Origin of the sequence: Haloparvum alkalitolerans, from assembly GCF_050122995.1 — an archaeon.
GTDB lineage: Archaea > Halobacteriota > Halobacteria > Halobacteriales > Haloferacaceae > Haloparvum > Haloparvum alkalitolerans.
In genome coordinates this window covers 54053-73031 of record NZ_JBNLIA010000016.1, presented here as the reverse complement: position 1 = coordinate 73031, position 18979 = coordinate 54053, and the positions used below count along the sequence as shown (strand labels likewise).

22 protein-coding genes and 1 other RNA gene are annotated in these 18979 nt (G+C 69.3%); 10 read left to right on the top strand and 13 right to left on the bottom strand.

The features are described 5' to 3' along the window. Positions 1-39 precede the first annotated feature (39 nt). Positions 40-522: a Tfx family DNA-binding protein gene (locus ACQE3L_RS14615; RefSeq protein ID WP_426964602.1), complete on the bottom strand. Its 483-nt coding sequence runs from the start codon at positions 520-522 to the stop codon at positions 40-42. Positions 523-760: 238 nt separating this feature from the next. Then, an RNA gene (gene rnpB / locus ACQE3L_RS14610) (RNase P RNA component) lies at positions 761-1155 on the bottom strand. Positions 1156-1437: 282 nt separating this feature from the next. Between rnpB and ACQE3L_RS14605 the strand changes: the two genes are divergently transcribed. Both ACQE3L_RS14605 and ACQE3L_RS14600 read left to right on the top strand, forming a co-directional pair. Next, positions 1438-2040 carry a TIGR00296 family protein gene (locus ACQE3L_RS14605; RefSeq protein WP_058366317.1) on the top strand — a complete coding sequence of 201 codons (603 nt, stop codon included), beginning with the start codon at positions 1438-1440 and terminating at the stop codon, positions 2038-2040. 109 nt (positions 2041-2149) lie between these two features. Then, complete coding sequence (locus ACQE3L_RS14600) at positions 2150-2629, top strand: DUF5812 family protein (RefSeq protein WP_426964601.1); 480 nt, start codon at positions 2150-2152, stop codon at positions 2627-2629. Here ACQE3L_RS14600 and ACQE3L_RS14595 read toward each other — a convergent pair. Then, on the bottom strand, positions 2617-2976 hold the full coding sequence (locus tag ACQE3L_RS14595; RefSeq protein WP_426964600.1) for a hypothetical protein: 360 nt from the start codon (positions 2974-2976) through the stop codon (positions 2617-2619). The two genes, ACQE3L_RS14600 and ACQE3L_RS14595, sit on opposite strands and share 13 nt — an antisense overlap. Beyond that, on the bottom strand, positions 2977-4422 hold the full coding sequence (locus ACQE3L_RS14590) for an NAD(P)/FAD-dependent oxidoreductase (protein WP_426964599.1): 1446 nt from the start codon (positions 4420-4422) through the stop codon (positions 2977-2979). Between the two features lie 81 nt (positions 4423-4503). Between ACQE3L_RS14590 and ACQE3L_RS14585 the strand changes: the two genes are divergently transcribed. Continuing rightward, positions 4504-5040, top strand: coding sequence for a TspO/MBR family protein (locus tag ACQE3L_RS14585; protein ID WP_426964598.1), 537 nt, complete (start codon positions 4504-4506; stop codon positions 5038-5040). A 24-nt stretch (positions 5041-5064) separates the two neighbouring features. On the opposite strand, the gene ACQE3L_RS14580 is transcribed toward ACQE3L_RS14585, so the two are convergent. Both ACQE3L_RS14580 and ACQE3L_RS14575 read right to left on the bottom strand, forming a co-directional pair. Beyond that, positions 5065-5382 (bottom strand): DUF6360 family protein, encoded by a 318-nt coding sequence (locus tag ACQE3L_RS14580; protein WP_426964597.1) that lies wholly within the window; start codon positions 5380-5382, stop codon positions 5065-5067. Continuing rightward, positions 5382-7190: a nitrite/sulfite reductase gene (locus ACQE3L_RS14575; RefSeq protein WP_426964596.1), complete on the bottom strand. Its 1809-nt coding sequence runs from the start codon at positions 7188-7190 to the stop codon at positions 5382-5384. The genes ACQE3L_RS14580 and ACQE3L_RS14575 overlap by 1 nt, the downstream gene beginning before the upstream one ends. Positions 7191-7349: 159 nt before the next feature. Between ACQE3L_RS14575 and ACQE3L_RS14570 the strand changes: the two genes are divergently transcribed. Beyond that, positions 7350-7799 (top strand): hypothetical protein, encoded by a 450-nt coding sequence (locus ACQE3L_RS14570; protein WP_426964595.1) that lies wholly within the window; start codon positions 7350-7352, stop codon positions 7797-7799. A gap of 415 nt (positions 7800-8214) precedes the next feature. On the opposite strand, the gene ACQE3L_RS14565 is transcribed toward ACQE3L_RS14570, so the two are convergent. Continuing rightward, a complete protein-coding gene (locus ACQE3L_RS14565; RefSeq protein ID WP_426964594.1) occupies positions 8215-8508 on the bottom strand; it encodes a DUF8134 family protein in 294 nt (97 codons plus the stop codon). Between the two features lie 172 nt (positions 8509-8680). Here ACQE3L_RS14565 and ACQE3L_RS14560 point away from each other — a divergent pair, with 172 nt between their 5' ends. Continuing rightward, positions 8681-8884 (top strand): hypothetical protein, encoded by a 204-nt coding sequence (locus ACQE3L_RS14560; RefSeq protein WP_426964593.1) that lies wholly within the window; start codon positions 8681-8683, stop codon positions 8882-8884. A 67-nt stretch (positions 8885-8951) separates the two neighbouring features. Here ACQE3L_RS14560 and pepF read toward each other — a convergent pair whose 3' ends face one another. Both pepF and ACQE3L_RS14550 read right to left on the bottom strand, forming a co-directional pair. After that, positions 8952-10751, bottom strand: coding sequence for an oligoendopeptidase F (gene pepF, locus ACQE3L_RS14555; RefSeq protein WP_426964592.1), 1800 nt, complete (start codon positions 10749-10751; stop codon positions 8952-8954). 104 nt (positions 10752-10855) lie between these two features. Then, the gene (locus tag ACQE3L_RS14550) at positions 10856-12379 is read right to left on the bottom strand and encodes a molybdopterin-dependent oxidoreductase (RefSeq protein WP_426964591.1); all 1524 of its coding nucleotides are present in this window, start codon (positions 12377-12379) and stop codon (positions 10856-10858) included. A gap of 108 nt (positions 12380-12487) precedes the next feature. On the opposite strand from ACQE3L_RS14550, the gene ACQE3L_RS14545 reads away from it, so the two are divergent. Both ACQE3L_RS14545 and ACQE3L_RS14540 read left to right on the top strand, forming a co-directional pair. After that, positions 12488-12706 carry an HVO_2523 family zinc finger protein gene (locus ACQE3L_RS14545; protein ID WP_426964590.1) on the top strand — a complete coding sequence of 73 codons (219 nt, stop codon included), beginning with the start codon at positions 12488-12490 and terminating at the stop codon, positions 12704-12706. Between the two features lie 162 nt (positions 12707-12868). Next, on the top strand, positions 12869-13855 hold the full coding sequence (locus tag ACQE3L_RS14540) for a phytoene/squalene synthase family protein (protein ID WP_426964589.1): 987 nt from the start codon (positions 12869-12871) through the stop codon (positions 13853-13855). A 42-nt stretch (positions 13856-13897) separates the two neighbouring features. On the opposite strand, the gene ACQE3L_RS14535 is transcribed toward ACQE3L_RS14540, so the two are convergent. The 4 genes from ACQE3L_RS14535 to ACQE3L_RS14520 all read right to left on the bottom strand — a co-directional run bounded on the left by ACQE3L_RS14535 (position 13898) and on the right by ACQE3L_RS14520 (position 16773). Then, positions 13898-14863, bottom strand: coding sequence for an HpcH/HpaI aldolase/citrate lyase family protein (locus ACQE3L_RS14535; RefSeq protein WP_426964588.1), 966 nt, complete (start codon positions 14861-14863; stop codon positions 13898-13900). After that, a complete protein-coding gene (aceA, locus tag ACQE3L_RS14530) occupies positions 14863-15912 on the bottom strand; it encodes an isocitrate lyase (protein ID WP_058366183.1) in 1050 nt (349 codons plus the stop codon). The genes ACQE3L_RS14535 and aceA overlap by 1 nt, the downstream gene beginning before the upstream one ends. Then, positions 15912-16181 (bottom strand): hypothetical protein, encoded by a 270-nt coding sequence (locus tag ACQE3L_RS14525; protein ID WP_426964587.1) that lies wholly within the window; start codon positions 16179-16181, stop codon positions 15912-15914. The genes aceA and ACQE3L_RS14525 overlap by 1 nt, the downstream gene beginning before the upstream one ends. A gap of 358 nt (positions 16182-16539) precedes the next feature. Continuing rightward, the gene (locus ACQE3L_RS14520) at positions 16540-16773 is read right to left on the bottom strand and encodes a DUF7385 family protein (protein ID WP_426964586.1); all 234 of its coding nucleotides are present in this window, start codon (positions 16771-16773) and stop codon (positions 16540-16542) included. Between the two features lie 171 nt (positions 16774-16944). Here ACQE3L_RS14520 and ACQE3L_RS14515 point away from each other — a divergent pair, with 171 nt between their 5' ends. The 3 genes from ACQE3L_RS14515 (at position 16945) to ACQE3L_RS14505 (ending at position 18971) form a co-directional block, all read left to right on the top strand. Beyond that, positions 16945-17175, top strand: a complete 231-nt coding sequence (locus tag ACQE3L_RS14515; RefSeq protein ID WP_426964585.1) for an antitoxin VapB family protein — start codon at positions 16945-16947, stop codon at positions 17173-17175. Further along, the gene (locus ACQE3L_RS14510; protein WP_426964584.1) at positions 17172-17579 is read left to right on the top strand and encodes a PIN domain-containing protein; all 408 of its coding nucleotides are present in this window, start codon (positions 17172-17174) and stop codon (positions 17577-17579) included. The genes ACQE3L_RS14515 and ACQE3L_RS14510 overlap by 4 nt, the downstream gene beginning before the upstream one ends. A 165-nt stretch (positions 17580-17744) precedes the next feature. Next, positions 17745-18971, top strand: a complete 1227-nt coding sequence (locus ACQE3L_RS14505) for an RNA-guided endonuclease InsQ/TnpB family protein (RefSeq protein ID WP_426964583.1) — start codon at positions 17745-17747, stop codon at positions 18969-18971. The last annotated feature ends 8 nt before the right edge of the window (positions 18972-18979 follow it).

Here is an 18979-nt window from a genome sequence, read left to right as displayed (position 1 = left end):
CCCGATCAGGCCGCCCCGACCGCTTCCGTCCGGCCGCCCCTACGGCCGCCGGACGCGCACGGTGCCGTCGCTGGCGACGGTGACGAACAGCCGCTGGCGGACCTCCCGGCCCTGCACCGCGTCCCCGGCCGCGTCGCCGACGACCTTCATCAGGTCCGGCGCGGTGTGGCCCACCTTCACGCCCGCCTCGTCGCAGGCGTCGTACACCCGGCTCGGAACGTCGTAGAGGTCCGTTCCGGCCGGGATCTCCACGCGGACGGGCGCGGCGAGCGCCTCCGCGAACGCCACGGTCTCGCGGGCCTTCTCGACGTTCTCCCGCGCGCTCGCCTCGACGCTCGAGACGTTCGCCCTGGAGGTTCCCAGCCGGTCGGCGACGTCGATCTGTCTGAGTCCCCGCTCGCGGAGCGCGAGCACCTCGGCTTGCCGCCGCGTGAGCACGCTCGCGTCCGCGTCGAAGCCGGTCCGGTCCAACAGGTCGTCGGCGTCGACCGCGTCGTCGTCCGCCGGCTCGTCGTCGGCCATGTCTCCCCCGAGGAGTGGCGGACTCAAAAAGCTACAGTCGCGGCGGCCGGCGGTCGACTGAGTGTTGCGCCCACCGGCGATCCTTTATGGAACCCGGCAAATCCCCCCGGTGCGGAAGTCCGGCGCCGGGTGGTGCCGGCGCGAGAACGGTACGGGTCTGTGTGAGGGCTTCCGCGCTTTTCCGCGGAGCTGGACCGCGAAGGCGAGCGACGGCGCCGCCGCTCGGCGCTCGAGAACGGACTGAGGGGAGTAAGCCCCCTTCTGTTCGGCCCGACATTCGGCTGAGCGTCCGCGCCTCGACCGGACTACCAAACGGCGCGGACTTGCACCGGCGAGGATTCGCCGTTCCATCCCTTCCCGCCCGTCGCCGCTTCCGCGGCGTGGCGACGGGACCGTCACCTGTTCCCTCGGTGGGTTCGCTCCCTTCCCTCGCGGGTCGGTTCGCACGTCCGCGGCGGACCGCGGACGCCGCCGGCCGCGACGCGGCCGACGCACCTCATCGGTCGGGGCGGGGGGTCTCGTTTCTGTTCCAGAGCCAGCCGTCTCCGACTCCGGGCTTGCGCCCGGTCGCCCGTCCGGTCGGTGGGGGGACTTTCCTCATGCGTAACGCACGGGAGTCGGGCTCCCTCTGCCCGATTCGGGGTAGCGGACCGGCGCGAATAAGCCGTTCGGTCGGACGAGTGCGCGCCACGGTCCCGGCGACGCGGGCGCCGACACACGGCCGACCGAGACCTCCGCCGGGACCGATCAGGCTCGAGGACCCCGAACAGTCCCCGCGACGACCCCGATGTTTCCGACGATACGTCGCCGTCGAGAGCGTGTCGGCGACGAATCATCGACCGCGCCGGCCAGATCCTTCATTATCGTCCGGCCGGAAGGGAAGGGTTCAAGTCAGCACACCACTACCAAACGTACATGTCCGAGGCGCAGACCGTCGAGGTTTCCTACGAGGACGGCGCTCGTGCGGTCGAACTCGCCCGCGAATCGGTCGAGGCGTTCGTCCGGCAGGGGCAGCGCGAACAGCCCGGCTGTATGCGGGACGCCTTCTACAACCGGACCGGGGCCTTCGTGCGCCTCCAGTCGACGCGGGGTCGCGGTCAGCTCCGCGGGTGCGCCGGCGCCTATCGCGGCTCCGACCAGCTCGGTCACGCCATCGTCGACGCCGCCATCTCGGCCGCGTCCGACGACTCCTGCGGCTCCGAGGTCGGGCCGAAGGAGCTCGACAGCCTCAACGTCTCCGTCTGTATCGTCTCCAACACCGTCCTCACCGACGACCCCCTCGCCGACCTCGAGGTCGGCACCCACGGCGTCGCGATCGACGCCGGCGGGGACCAGTCGTGGCTCTACCCGACGCTCCCGGTCGAGCACGGCTGGAGCGCCGAGCAGTTCCTCGCCCGCGCCTGCCGCAAGGCCGGCCTCGCGGCGGACGCGTGGGAGGACGACGACGTGATGGTCACGCTCATCGAGGGGCAGGTCTTCCGCGAGCGCGACGACGGCGGCGCCGTCGAGGCGCTGTAGCGGCCGGTTCCCGACGGTGGTTCTCCCGCGATCCTCGCCCGCCCGCGAGCCGCGGCTGCGCCGTTCCGGCCCGAAACCCCGAAAAGTGTCGGCCGGCTACTGACGGGCAATGACCGACGACGACACCGCCAAGGAGAGCGTTTTCCTCGTCACGCACGCGGACGACGACGACGCCGTCCTGAAGGACGTCCACGACGGGCAGGTACACACGCTGAGCGACAACCCCGGTCTCGACGAGGACGACGTGGTCGAGGGGCGGGTCGCCCCGGACCCGCCGCTGGAGGTGACCTACCGGCTCGTCGAGGTGGAGTCGCGCCGCACGGTCGCCATCGAGGAGAGCCGCGAGCCGCCGACGACCCAGGAGCGGTCGATCGCCGCCGACCAGGCGGTGGGCGAACTGACCACGGAACCCCGCGCCGGCGAGGGGGAGATCCACGTACTCACCGTCCCCGAGGAGGGCACCGAGGAGGCGGTCGCGGACGTGGTCGAGGACCGCGAGGGGACGCTCTCCCGGGCCGCCCGGCTCGGCGTGAACCGGGTCGAGGTGCGCTCGGAGCCCGGCGTGGTGAGCGTCCGCTACATGCCCTGACCGTCGCCTTCGGTCTCTGCGGGACGCTCGGGGTCGAGGGTGATGGTCGCGTCGGTCTCGATCCGAACGACGGCGTCGACTTCACACAGCGCGTCGACCCCCGTCTCCGGCACGCTGACGAGCCACGCGTCGAACCCGAGATCGCGGACGACCGCGCCCTCGACCGCCGCGACGGCCTCCCGGAGCGGCTCCGGCCCGGCCGCGTCGTCGGTCGACGCGTTCGCGGTCGAGGCACCTTCGGCGGCGTCGCTCCCGACCGCGTCCGGGTCGACCTCCACCACGAGGCCGACTTCCTCGTCCGGTTGCGGGTCGCGCCTGATGCTCCGGACGGCGTGCGAGAGGTACATCTACTCCCCCGCGTCGGCCTCGACGGCCGGATCGATCGGCGCCTCGGCCCCCTCCGCGGCGCGGTCGGCCGCCTCGAACCCCGCGAGGATGCCGCCGTTGAGCGAGCGCTCGGGGTACTGCGCCCGACTCGCCATCCCCGCGTAGTAGACGCCGGGCGCGACCGCGTCCGCGAGGTCGTAGGGGATCACCTTCTCCAGGTAGCCGCGCTCGTACACCGGGGCGGCTCGGGGGTTGCGCGCGACGCGGAACTCCCGCACGTCCTCGTCGGGGTCGAAGTCGGGGAACAGGTCGGCGATGCCGTCGAGCCAGCGCTCCTCGAGCGCCGCGTCGTCGTCCCGCCAGTTCCGCTCCTCGCGTGACTGGACGTAGCTCGCGACGTACAGCAGGTGGTCGCCGCCGTACCGCTCCGGCGGGACGAAGTTCGTGTGCTCGATCAGCGCGCCGAAGGGCGCCTCGTCCGCGACGTTGAGCCAGTAGGTGTCCGTCAGGGGTTCCTCGAGCGTCACCGTCGCACAGACCGCCCCCTGGAAGTCGATGTCGCAGGCGTAGCCGGTGAGCGCTTCGAGGACGTTCGGCATCGCCGCGACGACGACGCCGTCGACCTCCCTGACCGCCTCGCCGTCGGCCGTCTCCACCGTGACGGTCTCGACCGGGCCGCGGAGGTCGGCGTCGGGCGCGGGGTCGGCACTCTCCGCGGAGTCGCCGCCCGCGACCGTCGCGCCCCCGGCGCCCGCGACGCGCGGGTCCGCGAAGCCGACGTTCGTCACGCGGGCGCCAGTGGTGACGTTCTCGCGGCCGACCGCGTCGACCAGCGCGTCGAGCAGGACGCCGAAGGAGCCGTCGAGGTAGCCGAGCACCTCGCCGCGCAGGAGGTCGCGCTCGCCGCGGAACTTGATCCGCCCGAGCAGCCACGCCGCGGAGACGTCCCCCTTTCTGTCGCCGAACTTGGCGTCGAGCAGGGGCTCGAAGAAGTGGTCGTAGACGCCGCGAGTCGTGTGCTCGATCAGGAACTCGTCGACCGGCACGTCCTCGAAGTCGGTGAGGTCGTCGTAGGTGTCGAACGACGGGATCCCGCCGCGCACGTCGACCTCCTGCGTCAGGAGCGCCAGCCGGAACTTGTCGTAGAGGCTCATGTGCGGGTACGCGAGGATCTCCCACGGCTTGTCCAGCGGGTGGACCACGCCGTCGACGTAGTAGGCGTTCTCGCCGATCCGCCACTCGACCCGGTCGCCGACCCCCAGCTTCTCAGCCAGCTCGACGATGGTCTCCTCTGACTTCGAGAGGTGGTGATAGTACTTCTCGATCGGCTGTCCGGCGGTCTCGTGGAGCGCCGCGAGCCCGCCCACCTCGTCGGACGCCTCGAACACCTGCACCTCGTGGCCGCGTTCCTGGAGCCGGTAGGCGGCCGCGAGGCCGGCGATCCCGCCGCCGACGACTGCGTACATGTCCCTCACTCCGCGTGACCGGCGTAAGTGCGTTGTGGAACCCGAGGGATCGGTTATGGGGACGGCTCCCGTATCCCGGCCATGGCCCCCGACTGGACCCGCCGCGACACGCTCGCCGCCGCCGGCGCCGCGGTCGCCTGTAACGTCCTCGGTGCGCTCGGCGTTCCCTTCACGACGCCCGACGCCGCCTGGTTCCGCGCGCTCGACCTCCCGGTCTTCTACCCGCCGAACTGGGCCTTCGGCGTCGTCTGGCCGATACTGTACGCGCTGCTCGGGATCGGCGCCTACCTCGTCTACCGCGAGGGGCGATCGCGGGACGCGAGCGCGGCCGGGATCGGTGGGGGCGGCGGACTTCTCCCGACCGACCGCGACGCCCGCCTCGCGCTGGGGCTGTTCGCGGTCCAACTGGCCGTCAACGTCGCGTGGTCGCCGGTCTTTTGGGGGCTGCGGCGCCTCGACCTCGGGCTCGCGGTGCTGGTCCTCCTGATCGGACTCGTCGGCGCCACGGTCGCGGCCTTCGCCCGCGTCGACCGCCGGGCCGCCGCCCTGCTGGTCCCCTACCTCGCGTGGGTCTGCTTCGCGACCGTGCTGAACGCAGCGATCCTGTTCGGGAACTAACGCTGCGCGGCTCGGTCGCCCGCCTCAGTCCGCGTTCACGTCGCCGGTGGTCCGGTCCCGGGACGCCGCCACGCGGTCGGCGTGGCTCCGCAGGTCCTCGGCGACCGCTCGGGCCTGCTCGGGCGTCAGCCGGAGCACGTCCGCGTGGTGGCGGAGATCCTCGACGCCGGCGAGGTCGGTCCCGTCGAGTTCGACGCGCAACTCGACGTGGTCCGGGTCTCGACGATCCGCGGTCGCGTCGAGGACGCCGAGCGCCTCGGCGGACCAGTCGGCGCCGACTGCCTCGCCCTCGACCAGATCGAGCGTCGTGTATCCGGTGACGCGAGAGATCCGGTCGGGCATCAGTCGTCGCTCCGGAGCGGCGTGTCGTCCGGCGCGGTCGGTGCGGGGCTGTCCTCGATCGCGTCCTCCTCCGCGTAGGGGTACCAGGTCCGCTTGGTGTTGTGCATGAAGGGGTCCTCGTAGGAGGTCTCCGCGGGTTCGATCAGGTCGGCGAGCGCCTCGCCGTCGCGGGCGGCGACGAACTCGCGGAACGACTCCGTGCCCTCGCGGCGCTCCGCGTACGCCTCGATCAGGCTCGCGATGGCGCCCGGCACCTCGTCGACCGGCACGCGCTGGACGACCCACCGCGCGAACGTGGGGTCCTCCCCCAGCCCGCCGCCGAGTCCGATATCGAGCGCCTCCACCGGCTCGCCGTCCTTCCGGGTCTTCATGCCGCGAAGCGCCACGTCCGCGATCTGCGGCTGCGCGCAGGAGGCGGTGCAGCCGGAGAGGTGGATGTGGAAATCCTCCACGTCGTCGGGGAGGTCGACGTTCGCGCGGAGCCAGCGCGCGAACCGAACCTGTCGGTTCTTCGTCTCCACGATGGACAGCGAGCAGAACTCCGTCCCGGTGCAGGCGATGGAGCCGCGCTGGAAGGGGTGCGGGTCCGGGCTGTACCGGTCGAGCACCGGCTCGTCCCGCAGGGCGGAGAGCGCGTCGTCGGGCACGTCGGTGAGGATCACGTTCTGCCGCTGCGTGAGCCGCACCTCGCCGGAGCCGTGTGTCTCCGCAGCGTCCGCGAGCGCGAGCGCGTCGTCGACGCCGATGCGCCCGACGAGCACGTTGAGCCCGACGTAGTTGTCGCCGTCCGCCTGCGCGTGGACGCCGACGTGGTCGGCGTGGCCGCGGTCGGGTTCCGCACGCCCGCGGTCGTCGGTCCCCGCCCCGCCCGCGTTGTACGAGTAGCTCTCTCGGAGGTCCTCGCCGGCCGGCGCGAGGTCGCCGTCGACGTACTCCTCGACGAGCACGCGGCGGAACTTCTCGATCCCCCACTCGTCGACGAGGAACTTCACGCGGGCGCTGTAGCGGTCCTCGCGGTCGCCGTGGTCGCGGAACAGCGCGCTGACCGCGCCCGCGACCTCGACCGCCTCCGAGGGGGTGACGAAGACTTCCAAGTCCTTCGCGAACCGGGGCTCGTTGCGCGCCAGCCCGCCGCCGACGCGGAGGTTGTACCCGCGGACGGTCACCCCGTCGCGCTCCGCCTCCGCGGGCTCGAACGCGAGGTCGTTGATGTCGCCCTGGCCGCAGCCCTCGCGGCAGCCCGTCACGCTCACCTTCCACTTGCGCGGGAGGTTCGCGTGCGCGTCGTCGCCCTTGAACGCGTCGTGGAGGTCCGTCGCCAGCCCGAGCGCGTCGACGAACTCCGCCTCGTCCTTCCCCGCGACCGGACACCCGACGATGTTCCGCCACGAGTCGCCGCAGGCCTGCTGCGTGGAGAGCCCGGCCTTCTCGAGGCGCTCGAAGACGTCGGGCACGTCCTCGAGGTTGATCCAGTGGAGCTGGATCGCCTGTCGGGTGGTCACGTCGAGGTAGCCGTTTCCGAACTCGGGGTTCTCGACCGGCCCGGTCGCGAACTCGCGGGCGATCTCCGCGACCGCGCGGAACTGCCCCGGCTCCAGCACGCCGTTCGGCGGCCCGATACGGAGCATGAAGTACGACTCCTGGCCGGAGCGCTGGTGGTACAGGCCGTACCACTTGAAGCGCTCGAACCACGCGTCGCGCTCGTCGTCGGGGATCGAGTCGAACCCCGCCTCGGCGAAGCGCTCGATGTGCTCGCGGATCTCCTCGCCGTACACGTCCTCCTTCCATCGCTCGACGTCGGTCGGCATGGATCCCCGGTGTGCCCGTCGGGAGAAAAGGGGGGACCGCCGCGTCAACCATTCGCGCGACCGCGGACGGGACCCGAGGGGGTCACCGTCGCGAGATGGCGGAGATTTTTGCCTATTCAGCGGAGAAAGCACTTATGACGTCCCGCGCTTCCGCCGCGTATGCCCTCCGATCACCCCCGGCGTCGCCTCCTCGCGGCGGTCGGCGCTGTCGCGGTCGGTTCCGCGGGCTGTCTCGGGGCGCCCCCCGCCTCCGACGGGACGGAATCGCCGACAGCGACGCGCACGGAGACGCCCACTCCCACCCCCACTCCGAACCCCCCCGTCGGCGACGAGGAGGCGACCGAGCGCGCCCTCGCCGCGGAGGAGGCGTACCTGCAGGACCGCCTGTCCGCGGCCGACTGTCTGGAGAACTGGGGAACGACCCCGACGACCGCGAGCAGGGAGGCGGCGGTCGTCGCCCGTACCGACGAGCACGTCCGCGTGGAGCTCCAGCACCCTTACTGGTACTCCACGGCCAGCGCGGAGGCCGACAGCGCGAGCGAAGCCGTTTACGAGGTCACCGCCGACGACGAGCGTCGCGTCGAGGGGGACGAGATCCAGCCCTGTTAGCCGTCGCCATACGGGACCGAGATCGCACACCAGGGTGGGGGATCGACGGTCCGAGAACCCCCACCCGGAGCGAGCACGCTGCACTCACGGCGGGAGTCGCGCCCGATCCCTGAAAAGCGTCCGGACGAACGCGGTGCTGTGGCGGTGCTGCGGTGCTGCGATGCTGTGGCGGTGCTGCGATGCTGTGGCGGTGCTGCGATGCTGTGGCGGTGCTGCGATGCTGTGGCGGTGCTGCGATGCTGTGGCGGTGCTGTGGCGGTGCTGTGGCGGTGCTGTGGCGGTGCTGCGGTGCGGTTGCGGTGGGTGGGGCTTTCCGGGTGGTGCTGTCCAGCACGGCAGTATCGACAGTAGTCACAAAAACACCACCCCGGGACGGGGACCCGACAAAAACTCCGCGCGATGCCGAGTATCGCCATCACTCGACACGTGCCGGACGCTCCGCCACGGCGAACCCGTCCTCATCGACGTGACCCACGCGCACCCACCCGACGCGGCCGGAGGCGCCGCAGTCCAGACACCGTCCCACGGTCCGCGCTTCCACGATCCCGTCTTCGCGGCGAGCCTTCTCGAAGGCCTCCACGAGCACGTCGGAGCGGTCACAGTCACAGCAGGCGGCGTCGAGGCGCCAGACATCGGCGACGCCGACCGCGCGGTCGCCGCCGACCGAGATCCACGCGCCGTCGTCGAAGACGCGGACGGAGGTGTCCATGCCCGTTCCTCACCCCGCGGACGCCTCATCCCGGCGACGGTCGCAACCGTTGCCGGCGTGTCGGACGGGGTGACAGTCACGGACGCGGACAAGTATCGACGCTATCGGCGAGCGGCGTCCGAGTTTGTCGCCGCCGGCCGCCTTCTTGGGGGCCGCGGCGGTAGGCCCGGACATGACCGACGAGGGACGCGGCGTGCGCGAACACGCCTCTGCCGACGTGGCGCCGGAGCTGTACGCGACCGACGGCGGGGCCGAAAGCGACGCGGACGCCGCTGGCGAGGAGGACTCCGGCGACGACGAGCATCTTGACGGCCTTCCGGAGGGCGCCGGTTGCACGGAGATCTGGGAGCACCTCTCGGAGCGCCGCGAGGAGTAGCGGTCACTGAGCGGCGCGCAGAAGCGACCGCCGGAATGATGCGCGGAAGACCGGTTCGCGCGAGCGTCTACTCCAGGTCTAGCAGCCCCGCGATCTCGTCGAGGTAGTCGCGGTAGATCCTGATGGCGGACTCGACCGGCTCCGGCTGGGCCATGTCAATGCCGGCCTCGCGGACCACTTCGAGGGGGTAGTCGGAGCCGCCCGCTTCCAGCATCGCGCGGTAGTCCGCGGCCGCCTCGTCCCCCTCGTCGAGGATGCGGTCGACGATGGCCGCGGCGGCGGCGATGCCCGTCGAGTACTGGTAGACGTAGAAGTTGTAGTAGAAGTGCGGGATGCGCTCCCACTCGCGCTCGATGCCGCCGGTGAGCTCGACGGGGGCGTAGTAGCGCCCCTTCAGGTCGCCGTAGATCTCGTCGAAGGCGTCGGGCGTGAGCGCGCCGTCGTCCTCGACGACCTCGTGGATCTCCTGTTCGAAGGCGGCGAACATCGTCTGGCGGAACAGCGTCGAGCGGAAGCGCTCGAGGTACTCGTCGAGGACGTGCGTGCGGAGTTCGTCGTCCTCCAGGGTCTCGAGGAGGTGGTGGGTCAGCAGCGTCTCGTTGACGGTGGAGGCGATCTCCGCGACGAAGATCTCGTAGCTGGCGTCGTGCCACGGCTGCGCGTCGCCGGCCAGTTCCGAGTGCATCGAGTGGCCGAGCTCGTGCGCGAGCGTGAACATCGACGCGATGTCGTCCTGGTAGTTCATCAGGATGAACGGCTGCGTGTCGTAGGTGCCAGAGGAGAAGGCGCCGGAGCGCTTGCCGCGGTTCTCGAAGACGTCGACCCACCGGCTGTCGAGCCCCTCGCGCATGCGCTCCTGGTACGCCTCGCCGAGCGGCGCGACCGCCTCGATCACCCACTCGCGGGCCTGCTCGTACTCCACGTCCGGTCCCTCCTCGCCGGTGAGGGACATGTAGAGGTCGTGGCTCTCCAGCTGGTCGACGCCGAGCGCCTGCTCCTTCAACTCGGCGTGGCGGTGGAGGGCGTCGAGGTTGTCGTCGACGGTGTCGACGAGGTTGTCGTAGACGTCCGTCGGGACGTTGGTGCCGTCGAGGGCGGCCTCGCGGGCGGTCTCGTAGCCGCGGATCTCCGCGTTCGTGACGTGGCTCCGGACCGCCTTCTCAAGCGAGGTGCCGACCGTGTTGCGCACGCCGGCCCACTCCTCGTAGAACGTCTCGTGGACGCGCTTGCGGAACTCGCGGTCCGGCTTCGTCTGGAGCTTCGTGAAGTTCGCCTGCGTGATCTCCACCTCCTCGCCCTCGGGGTCCTCGACGACGCCGTACGTGAGGTCCGCGTTCGTCAGCATCGAGTAGATCTCCGAGGGCGCGTCGGTCACCTCCGAGAGGTCCGCGAGCACCTCCTCGACCTCCGCGGAGCGCGTGTGCGGCTTCATCCGGAGCACGTCGTCGAAGTAGTGCTCGTAGGTCTCCAGTCCCGGCTCCGCGTCGATCATCGCCTCGACCTCCTCGCGGGAGAGCGACTGGAGCTCCGGCTCGACGAAGGAGGTGGCGCTCGACGCCTCGGAGCTTAGCGACGACCCCTTGGCGGACATCGCCTGATACTCCTGATTCCGGGTGTCCTCCGAGCTACGGAGCCGGGCGTACGTCGTCACCTGCGCGACCTCGCGCAGGATCTCCTCGCGGAGCTCGAGGAACTCCAGCAGCGTCGCCGCGTCCTCGGTCACGCGCCCCTCGTAGGCCCGCAGCTCCTCGACGCGCTCCGAGACCGCCTCGTAGGCCGCCTCCCACGCCTCGTCGCTCTCGTAGATGCTCTCCAGATCCCACTGGTACGCCGCGTCGATCTCCGATCGTTCGGGGACACCACTCATGATTCGCGCGACGGTGTGGGTCGGTGTAAACCTTGCCAAACCGTGAGCCGGAAAGGCTCGTAGGGGTCTTCGGCCGCCTCAGGGACGGTGGGTCACTCGCCGCCTCAGGGCTCCACGGTTCGCCGCACCCAGCCGGTCGCTCCGGAGGGGAACGCGTCGGACTCCTCGGCGGGCTGGACGGTGCCGTCCGGCTCGACCGCCCGCGCGACGACCTCGTGTGGCTCGTCGGCCTCGTACTCGTGACGCCACATCCGCCACGCGTCGGCCGCGACCCCCTCAACCCGTGCCTCGCCGTCCGCCGGGGCCGCCCCCGGGAGCCGGTCCGAGAGCGTCGCGTCGGTCCACGTCTCGCCGCCGTCGGTCGACACCTCGACGCGGTCGACGCCGCGGGTCCCCGCGTAGGCGTGCCCGCCGACGAGGACCGTCCCGTCCCCGCGCGGCTCGACCGCGTGGATCTTCGCGACGGTCTCCACCGGTCCCGTCCCGTGCCAGCCGCGCTCCTCCCAGTAGCCGGTGACTTCCTCGTCGCGGACCTCGATCCCCGTCACCCACTTGACGTTGATCTCGCCCCAGTGGCCCGGGATCAGGAGTCGCACGGGGTGGCCGTGCCCGCGGGGCAGCAGCTCGCCGTTCATGCGCCACGCGAGGAAGCCGCGCTCCAGCGCGGCCCGCGGGAACCCCTGGTAGTAGCCGTCGTGGGCCTCGATCCGGACGCAGCATTCCTCGGGCGCGTCGGCCTCCGCCAGCAGGTCCGCGACCGGGATCCCCGTCCACAGCGCGGTGTCCATCGTCCGACCGTTCAACTCGTCGCTGACGCAGCGCAGGGTGACGAACCGGTGCTCTCCCTCGCGGTCGGTGAGTTCGTCGTAGTCGACCGCGAACTCGGTCGGCCCGCCGGAGACGGTCAGCTCCCACGCCTCGCGGTCGACGACCGGCGTCGACGTGTTGATGTCGACCTGATAGAAACCGTCGGAGACGAGCGGGTCGATGCCCGGAACGCCGAGCGAGCGCTCGTCGGCGGCCTCCAGCAGTGCGAGGACCCCTTCGTCCTCGACCGTCTCGTCCGGCAGGTCCGCGGCCCGCGGAGCGACCAGCCAGCCGATCCCCGCTGCGGCTCCCGCCGCACCGACCGCCCGCAGGACGGCGCGGCGGTCGGGCACCGTGCGAGCGTCCGGGTCCGTCACCGCCCGCCCGGCGACCGCGAGCGTGACGCCGCCCGCCGCCCCCGCGGCCAGCGCCGCGAGGGGACGGACCGTGAGCGCGAAGGCGGCAACGGTCTGGACGAGAAACGCACCGAAGAGGGCGTCCGCTCGACTCCGGTTCAGCTGTCCGGCGAGGCGTACGACGCCGGCCACGAGCGCCGCGAACAGCGCCACCGTCCCGACTGCGGCCGCGACCGCGAGCAGGGGGCGCCCGTACTCGCCGAGCGTCAGGATCCCCCACGTCACCAGCGCGTCCGGAAGCAGGTACAGAAGCGTCGATGCGACCGCCGTCACGAGAAACGCCGGACCGTCGCCCGCGACGACGAACGATCCCGCGACGGCCGCCGCTCCGGAGGCGCCGAATGCGAGCGCGAGCACCGCGGCACGGCGGGCGAGCGACTCCGCGGGCGCGGAGAGTCGGTCCATAACCGACGTTAGAGACGGAGCGTGTTAAGAACCCGCACGGATCCCGGATCGGCGCCGGACGTGGTCGCCACGCCGGGAGTTAATAGCCGGCGGCCCGAACGGTCGGGCATGGCGAGCGATCCGACGGATTCAACGGCCGAGTCGGCGGCGGATGGCGCGGCCGCATCCGACTCGGCGGCGGGCGATGCGACGGCCGACGCCTGCGCCGTCGAGACGCCGCGCGGCCGTCCCTGCCCGGTCTGTGGCGCGTCGATGCGGCACCGCCACTGCAAGTACGTCTGTCCGGAACACGGCGTCGTCTACGACTGCAGCGACACCTTCTACTGACCCGCGAACGTTTCGAACTCCCGAGTCGTTCGGCGGTGGTCCGCGCTCCCGACCGGTATCCCAACGCCCGCTCGGACGAACAATTATGTCCCCACGTGCCGTACTAACGACCGACATGAACCTCCGCACGCTCGCCCGCGAGACTCGTCCGGCGGGGACAGGATGGTAGCCGACGACCGGGTCGCTCGCGGGAAGCGGATCCAGCAGCGCACGGGCAAGACGTTCCACGTCGCCACCCGGCTGCTCCCCGAGCGAACCCGCCATCCGACGTATGTCCTGTACGGCTTCTTCCGGGTCGCCGACGAGGTGGTCGACGCCGCGGACACGGCGCCGCCCGACGAGCAGCGCGCGGAGTTGGAGCGCATCCGCCGTGTCGCGCTCGGCGAGGAGCCGGCCGGCGACGGTCCGCAGGAGGACGTGCTGGCGGCCTTCTCCGATCTCCGCGAGGACCACGGCATCGCCCCCTCGGACGTGGACGTCTTTATCGACGCGATGGCGGCCGACATCGACCGCTCGCGCTACGAGACGTACGCGGACCTGGAGGCGTACATGGACGGCTCCGCGGCCGCGGTCGGCCGGATGATGACCGCCGTGATGGACGTCGCTAAGCCCGAGAAGGCGCTCCCGCACGCGACCAAGCTCGGCGAGGCGTTCCAGCTCACGAACTTCCTGCGCGACGTGGGCGAGGACGTGCGCGAGCGCGACCGTGTCTACCTCCCCGTCGAGACGCTGGAGCGCCACGACGCCTCGGTCGAGCAGATTCTCGACCTGGAGTTCGACGACCGCGTTGCGGCCGCGATGCGCGACCTGCTGGACCGGACGGAGGACCTCTACGCCGAGGGCGTCGCGGGCATCCGGTACCTCCCCGACGACTGCCAGCTCGCCGTGCTGTTGGCGGCGGTGCTGTACGCGGACCACCACCGGCTGATCCGGGGCCTGAACTACGACACGCTGTCGACGACGCCGTCGCTGTCGACGACGCGCAAGTTCCGGCTGCTCGCGCGGACGCGGTGGCTCTGGCAGTGGAACGACGACCCCGAGGCGGTGTTCCGTGCGGTCTCGGACGGCTTCGACTCGGCGCCCGCCAGCGGGCCGCTGGAGAACCACCGGCTCGGTAACTGTCGGCTCGTCTCCTACCTGACGCGATAGCCGCCTGCGAGCGGAAAAAAGAACGCCGGCTCAGCCGCCGGCTCAGAGGATGCCGGCGCGCTCGGCGCGGGCCACGATGCCGCGCGCCATCTTGTCGGTCGCCTCGTCGACCATCTCGCCGTCGACGGAGACGGCGCCCTTCCCGGCCTCCTTCGCCTCGGCGTACGCCTCGACGATGCGCCGGGCCTTCTCGGCCTCCGCGGGGTCGGGCGCGAACGTCTCGTTGGCGGGCTCGATCTGCGAGGGGTGGATCGCCCACTTGCCGTCACAGCCGAGTTGGCTCGCCCACCGACAGGAGTCGCGGAACCCCTCGGTGTCCTCGATCTCCGCGTAGGGGCCGTCGATCACCTGTAGCCCCTCCGCCTTCGCGGCGTGGGCGATGCGCGCGAGCTGGTAGTGCCAGTAGTGGCCGGGGTAGCCGCCCCCCGAGCCGATGGTGAGCCCGGCCGCGCCGACGCTCGCGGTGTAGTCGCCGGGACCGAAGACGAGCGACTCCAGCCGGTCGCTCGCCCCGGCGATCGCCCCGACTTTCGTCATCGCCTCGGCGGACTCGATCTGCGCCTGCAGGCCGATCCCGCCGACCGGGAGGTCGTTGTTCCGCTCGACCTGCGTCAGCAGGTTGTCCACGGTGGCGACCGTCTCCGGGTTGTTCGCCATCGGCACCATGATCGTGTCGAGGAACTCGCCGGCCCGTCCCACGACCTCGATCACGTCGTCGTAGAACCACCGCGTGTCGACGCCGTTCATCCGGTAGCAGGGCCGGGTGTCGGACCAGTCGTACTCGATCAGGCCCTCGATGACGTTCTCGCGGGCGTCGACCTTCTCGCGGGGCGCGACGGAGTCCTCGAGGTCGAGGAACGCCTCGTCGGCGCCGGAGTCGGGCGCGCGCTCGATCATCTGCGGGTCCGAGCCGGGGGTGGCGAGCTGGCTCCGACGGAGCGTGACGGACTCGGAGTTCGGGTCGGCCGCCTCGGCGGCGTCCGCGGTCGTCGGTTCCGCGTCCGCCATCAGTCGTCACTCCCCGCCGAGCCGTCCGCGGTGATCGGGTCGCTCTCCTCCTCGCTGAAGCCGGCGGACTCCTCCTGTCTGCGCCGGGCCTCGGGGTCGAACTCGGCCTCGGTCTCCTGATAGTGCGGGACGAACGAGAGCTCGTGGTGGCTCTCCGTCTCGTGGCCGAGGTAGCGCTCCTCGAGGTCGAACTGCGCCTCCTCGGCGTTCTCCGCGATGTTCGAGAGGTCCTCGTAGACGCTGTGGGCGCCCGAGTGGAGCCCGTACAGCGTGATGAAGATGTAGCTGTAGCCCAGATCGCCCAGCTCCTGGAACGTGAGCGGGTCCTCCTCCTCGCTCCACGCGAACGAGGAGGAGTAGTTGAACGCGAGGTCCAGGTCGGGGTGCGTCTCGCCGATCTCCTCGGCGTACCGCACCGCGTCCTCGCGGGAGGGGTCGGGCATCTCCGGCCAGACCATGTCGACGCCGGCGTCGGCGTAGATCCGGCCGCGCTCGAGGTGCTCCTCCCAGTCGCCATTCGCGGAGCCGTACGCGTCGGTGCGCGCGATGACGACCGTGTCCTCGCTCTGTCTGGCGTCGACCGCGGCCTCGAACCGGGAGCGCGCCTCCTCGCGGGAGACGATCTGCTTGCCCGCGATGTGGCCGCACCGCTTCGGCGAGGTCTGGTCCTCGATGTGGACCGCGGCGACGCCCGCCTTCTCGTACTCGCGGACGGCGCGGCGGACGTTGTGGATCCCGCCGTAGCCGGTGTCACAGTCGGCGATGACGGGGAGGTTCGTCGCCTCGACCATGCGCTTGGCGTTCTCGACCATCTCGGTCATGGTGACCATCTCCAGGTCGGGGAAGCCGAACTGCCCCAGCACGGTGGAGTAGCCGCTCATGTAGGCGGCGTCGAGGTCCGCCATCTCCGCGAGCCGCGCGTCGAGCGCGTGGTAGATGCCGGGCGCGAACACGTAGTCCTGCTCGTCCAGCAGCCGGCGGAACTCGCGGCCGGCCGGGTTGTCCACGTCGCGAGTGAAGACGTCGTCGTCGAGTTCTGAGGGGTGCATCAGTTCGAGTTCTCCTGCAGGTACTCCTCGATCCGGTCCAGACGGCGGTTGACGGCGGACAGCTCGCGCTGGAGCGTGGCTATCGTGGGCTGGGGCCGCGTCGTCGGGCCGTTCAGCATCGGGACCAGCGGCGCGTCCGTCTCGGGGTCGGGACGCTGCCCAGAAGCGGTCGTCTCGGTCGCGGTCTCCGCGGTCGTCGGATCGGTCGGCGTGCGGTTCGTCGCTCGGGTCGTCGTGGGCGTCGTGTCGGTGTCGTCAGTTCGGGGCATCTGGATACGTGGGTGGTTGTGGTGGTCGTCTGCCGGTGCGGTCGGTCGGCCGTGCGCCGTGGCGATGTACGCCGGATGCGGATACTGGTACGCTCATGCGACACCGGGAGAGACCGGGAGGAGGGTGATAAAGTTAATGAACAATAATGATATTATTCGTTAATCGGTTTTAGGACGGCAAGCCGCCTTAAATGAGGTGCGGTAACATGGAACAATATCTGCCCGAATCGAGTGTCGAAATCCAGTGTCCGTCCACCGACGACACCAGCCGCCGCTTCCGATCTCGTTCTGTCGTGGATCCTGCTGCTCTGGTTAGCAACACCAAGAAAGCCCCAGCCGGCTCGACCGGCCGCGAGCGCTACTTCTTGTGCGTGAAGATGAGCGCCTGCCCGTCATCGGTGCCGACGCAGAAGTCGAGCTGCTGGGAGAGGTTGAGGCTCGTCGGGTTCTCCTTGCAGACCACGAGGTCGTCGAACGGCTCCTCGCAGGCCGGGCACGCGACCGCGACCGTGTTCTGGTAGGTCTTTATCGTCCGGTTCTCCTCGCGCGGGGTCAAAGACGACACCAGTTCGTCGAGGTCCACCTCGTCCATGGGCCTCGTTGCGAGCGGACCCGCTTAAAGCCGGGCGTCCAGCGAAACTACAGCATCTCGGGGGGAAGATTCCTCGAAAGCAAAGCAGTGGCTTCACGAAGAGCGTCGAGGTCGGAGCAGAGAGCACCCAAAGGCTCATTCACGCGGAGTGTCAACGATGTCAACGAAAAGATGTCGCATCAGATACGGCTCGACGACGACGTGTACGAACGTATTCGGAGTACGAAACACGACAACGAGTCGTTCAGCGACGCCGTTGACCGGCTCATCGGGGGACGGTCGCTCCGAGATCTCCGCGACGTATTTGACGACGATCAGGTGAAGGAGATGCGAGAAGCGATCGATGAGGCCGATCAGCGGGACCGCGATGAGGTCCGCGACATCGCGGAGCGCTTCGAATGATCGTCGACACCAGCTTCCTACTGGACGTTATCGACGACGTCGACGCTGCAGTCGAAAAGGAGCGCGAACTCGAAGCTGAGAAGGTACCACTGATTATCCCCTCCGTCGTCGTTCTGGAACTCTACATCGGCGTGGGGAAGGTCGCGAACACGAGCACGGAGCGGCGACAGGTCGATGCCGTGCTCGATTCCTACCCCGTAGTCGACATGACTCCGAGCATTTCGCGACGCGCAGGGCGGCTCCTCGGAGAGCGGATGGCCGCCACGGAGGAGGGAGACGGTCCGGGCATCGGAAAGGCTGACGCCGCGGTCGCGGCAACAGCGATCGAACGTGACGAGCCGGTGCTGTCCGCCGATACCCACTACGGCGACATCCCACTCGTCGAGCACGAGAACTACAGATGAGCACGAACGACGAAAGAGTGTAACGTCCGCATGCCGTCCGCGGCGAACGCACCGGACCTCTTTACAGAATGCAAGGAGAATGCCCCGGGGCTTGACCCCGGGGTTGAATCCGACAACTCGTGATACAAACCATTAACTAAACACATCTCCAATTGGGAGATAGCGATGGAGTACAGTCACCGCTACCCCGCATATCCGACACAAGAGGTAGCGGCTGAACTGGAACGTCACATCGACGTTCATCGCCAAGCGTACAACTACACCCGGTACGAGTACGAGAACGTGGACGCCGACAACATCGGTTCCGCGTACAAACACCACTCCCGACTCCCCAGCTGGAAAGACCAGTTCCCCATCTTCTCGGAAGTCAACTCGAAGGCTCTGCAACGAACCGTCACACGGTTCTACCAGAACCTCGACAGCCTCTCCGAGCAGAAACAAAACGGGAACAAGGTGGGGAAGCTCAAGTGGAAGTCACCACGGGAGTTCCAGAGTATGACGTTCTCGCAGTCCGGCTTCGAACTCAAAAACACGAGTGGCCGACGCGCGACACTCTGGCTCTCCAAGATCGGTGACATCACCATCCGCTACCACCGCGACATTCCAAACGAAGCCGACATCAAAGAAGTCACAGTCAAAAAGGAGACAACCGGCGAGTGGTTCGTCTCCTTCGGCCTCGAAACTGACGATGCTGGCGTGCCCGAGAAGCCCGACGTGGACTCGTTGGACGCGAGCAACAGCGTTGGAATCGACCTCGGCATCCTCAACTACATCCACACGTCGGATGGCAAGACCGTGGACTGGCTCGGCCTTGAAGCCGAGTACGAACGACTCCAGCGCGAGCAGCGCAAACTCTCGCGGAAGGAGAAAGGCTCGAACAACTACGAGAAGCAATGTCGGGAAGTGGCGAGAGTGAAGCGTCACATCAAGCGGAAGGTGCTGGACTACCAGCACAAGATCACGACGTGGCTCGTCGGTGAATACGACGCCGTGTTCGTTGAGGACTTGAACGTGAAGGGGATGCTCGAACAGTCGCACAACGCCCGCACCAGGCAGGATGCAGCATGGCGACAGTTCATCTTCTTGCTGGAATACAAGGCGGACCTGTACGGCTGTCACGTCGTGCAAGTCGAAGCAAAAGGAACGACGAAAGAATGTGCGTCGTGCGGCGTGGAGACGGCGAAGCCAATCTGGGTTAGGGAACATTCGTGTCCATCGTGTGGGTTCGAGTGTGACCGTGACGCGAATGCGGCGATGAACGTTCTTCAACGCGGCTTTTCTGAATTAGGGCTGGGATGGCCCGAAGACACGCCTGTGGAGACTGCGCTCCCTACGGACACCACTACGGTGTCTGCAAAGCGCGTCGTTGAAACAGGAAGCCTCGGGGCTTGACCCCGAGG

Excerpts from the sequence above, each read along its gene's own strand:
- ACQE3L_RS14540 (WP_426964589.1), top strand. The coding sequence starts at position 12,869 with ATGGTAGCCGACGACCGGGTCGCTCGCGGGAAGCGGATCCAGCAGCGC.
- ACQE3L_RS14575 (WP_426964596.1), bottom strand. The coding sequence starts at position 7,190 with ATGCCGACCGACGTCGAGCGATGGAAGGAGGACGTGTACGGCGAGGAG.
- ACQE3L_RS14595 (WP_426964600.1), bottom strand. The coding sequence starts at position 2,976 with ATGTACCTCTCGCACGCCGTCCGGAGCATCAGGCGCGACCCGCAACCG.
- ACQE3L_RS14580 (WP_426964597.1), bottom strand. The coding sequence starts at position 5,382 with ATGCCCGACCGGATCTCTCGCGTCACCGGATACACGACGCTCGATCTG.
- ACQE3L_RS14545 (WP_426964590.1), top strand. The coding sequence starts at position 12,488 with ATGGCGAGCGATCCGACGGATTCAACGGCCGAGTCGGCGGCGGATGGC.
- ACQE3L_RS14510 (WP_426964584.1), top strand. The coding sequence starts at position 17,172 with ATGATCGTCGACACCAGCTTCCTACTGGACGTTATCGACGACGTCGAC.
- ACQE3L_RS14590 (WP_426964599.1), bottom strand. The coding sequence starts at position 4,422 with ATGTACGCAGTCGTCGGCGGCGGGATCGCCGGCCTCGCGGCCGCCTAC.
- ACQE3L_RS14520 (WP_426964586.1), bottom strand. The coding sequence starts at position 16,773 with ATGGACGAGGTGGACCTCGACGAACTGGTGTCGTCTTTGACCCCGCGC.
- ACQE3L_RS14550 (WP_426964591.1), bottom strand. The coding sequence starts at position 12,379 with ATGGACCGACTCTCCGCGCCCGCGGAGTCGCTCGCCCGCCGTGCCGCG.
- pepF (WP_426964592.1), bottom strand. The coding sequence starts at position 10,751 with ATGAGTGGTGTCCCCGAACGATCGGAGATCGACGCGGCGTACCAGTGG.
- ACQE3L_RS14615 (WP_426964602.1), bottom strand. The coding sequence starts at position 522 with ATGGCCGACGACGAGCCGGCGGACGACGACGCGGTCGACGCCGACGAC.
- aceA (WP_058366183.1), bottom strand. The coding sequence starts at position 15,912 with ATGCACCCCTCAGAACTCGACGACGACGTCTTCACTCGCGACGTGGAC.
- ACQE3L_RS14565 (WP_426964594.1), bottom strand. The coding sequence starts at position 8,508 with ATGGACACCTCCGTCCGCGTCTTCGACGACGGCGCGTGGATCTCGGTC.
- ACQE3L_RS14570 (WP_426964595.1), top strand. The coding sequence starts at position 7,350 with ATGCCCTCCGATCACCCCCGGCGTCGCCTCCTCGCGGCGGTCGGCGCT.
- ACQE3L_RS14535 (WP_426964588.1), bottom strand. The coding sequence starts at position 14,863 with ATGGCGGACGCGGAACCGACGACCGCGGACGCCGCCGAGGCGGCCGAC.
- ACQE3L_RS14560 (WP_426964593.1), top strand. The coding sequence starts at position 8,681 with ATGACCGACGAGGGACGCGGCGTGCGCGAACACGCCTCTGCCGACGTG.
- ACQE3L_RS14525 (WP_426964587.1), bottom strand. The coding sequence starts at position 16,181 with ATGCCCCGAACTGACGACACCGACACGACGCCCACGACGACCCGAGCG.
- ACQE3L_RS14515 (WP_426964585.1), top strand. The coding sequence starts at position 16,945 with ATGTCGCATCAGATACGGCTCGACGACGACGTGTACGAACGTATTCGG.
- ACQE3L_RS14505 (WP_426964583.1), top strand. The coding sequence starts at position 17,745 with ATGGAGTACAGTCACCGCTACCCCGCATATCCGACACAAGAGGTAGCG.
- ACQE3L_RS14585 (WP_426964598.1), top strand. The coding sequence starts at position 4,504 with ATGGCCCCCGACTGGACCCGCCGCGACACGCTCGCCGCCGCCGGCGCC.
- ACQE3L_RS14600 (WP_426964601.1), top strand. The coding sequence starts at position 2,150 with ATGACCGACGACGACACCGCCAAGGAGAGCGTTTTCCTCGTCACGCAC.
- ACQE3L_RS14605 (WP_058366317.1), top strand. The coding sequence starts at position 1,438 with ATGTCCGAGGCGCAGACCGTCGAGGTTTCCTACGAGGACGGCGCTCGT.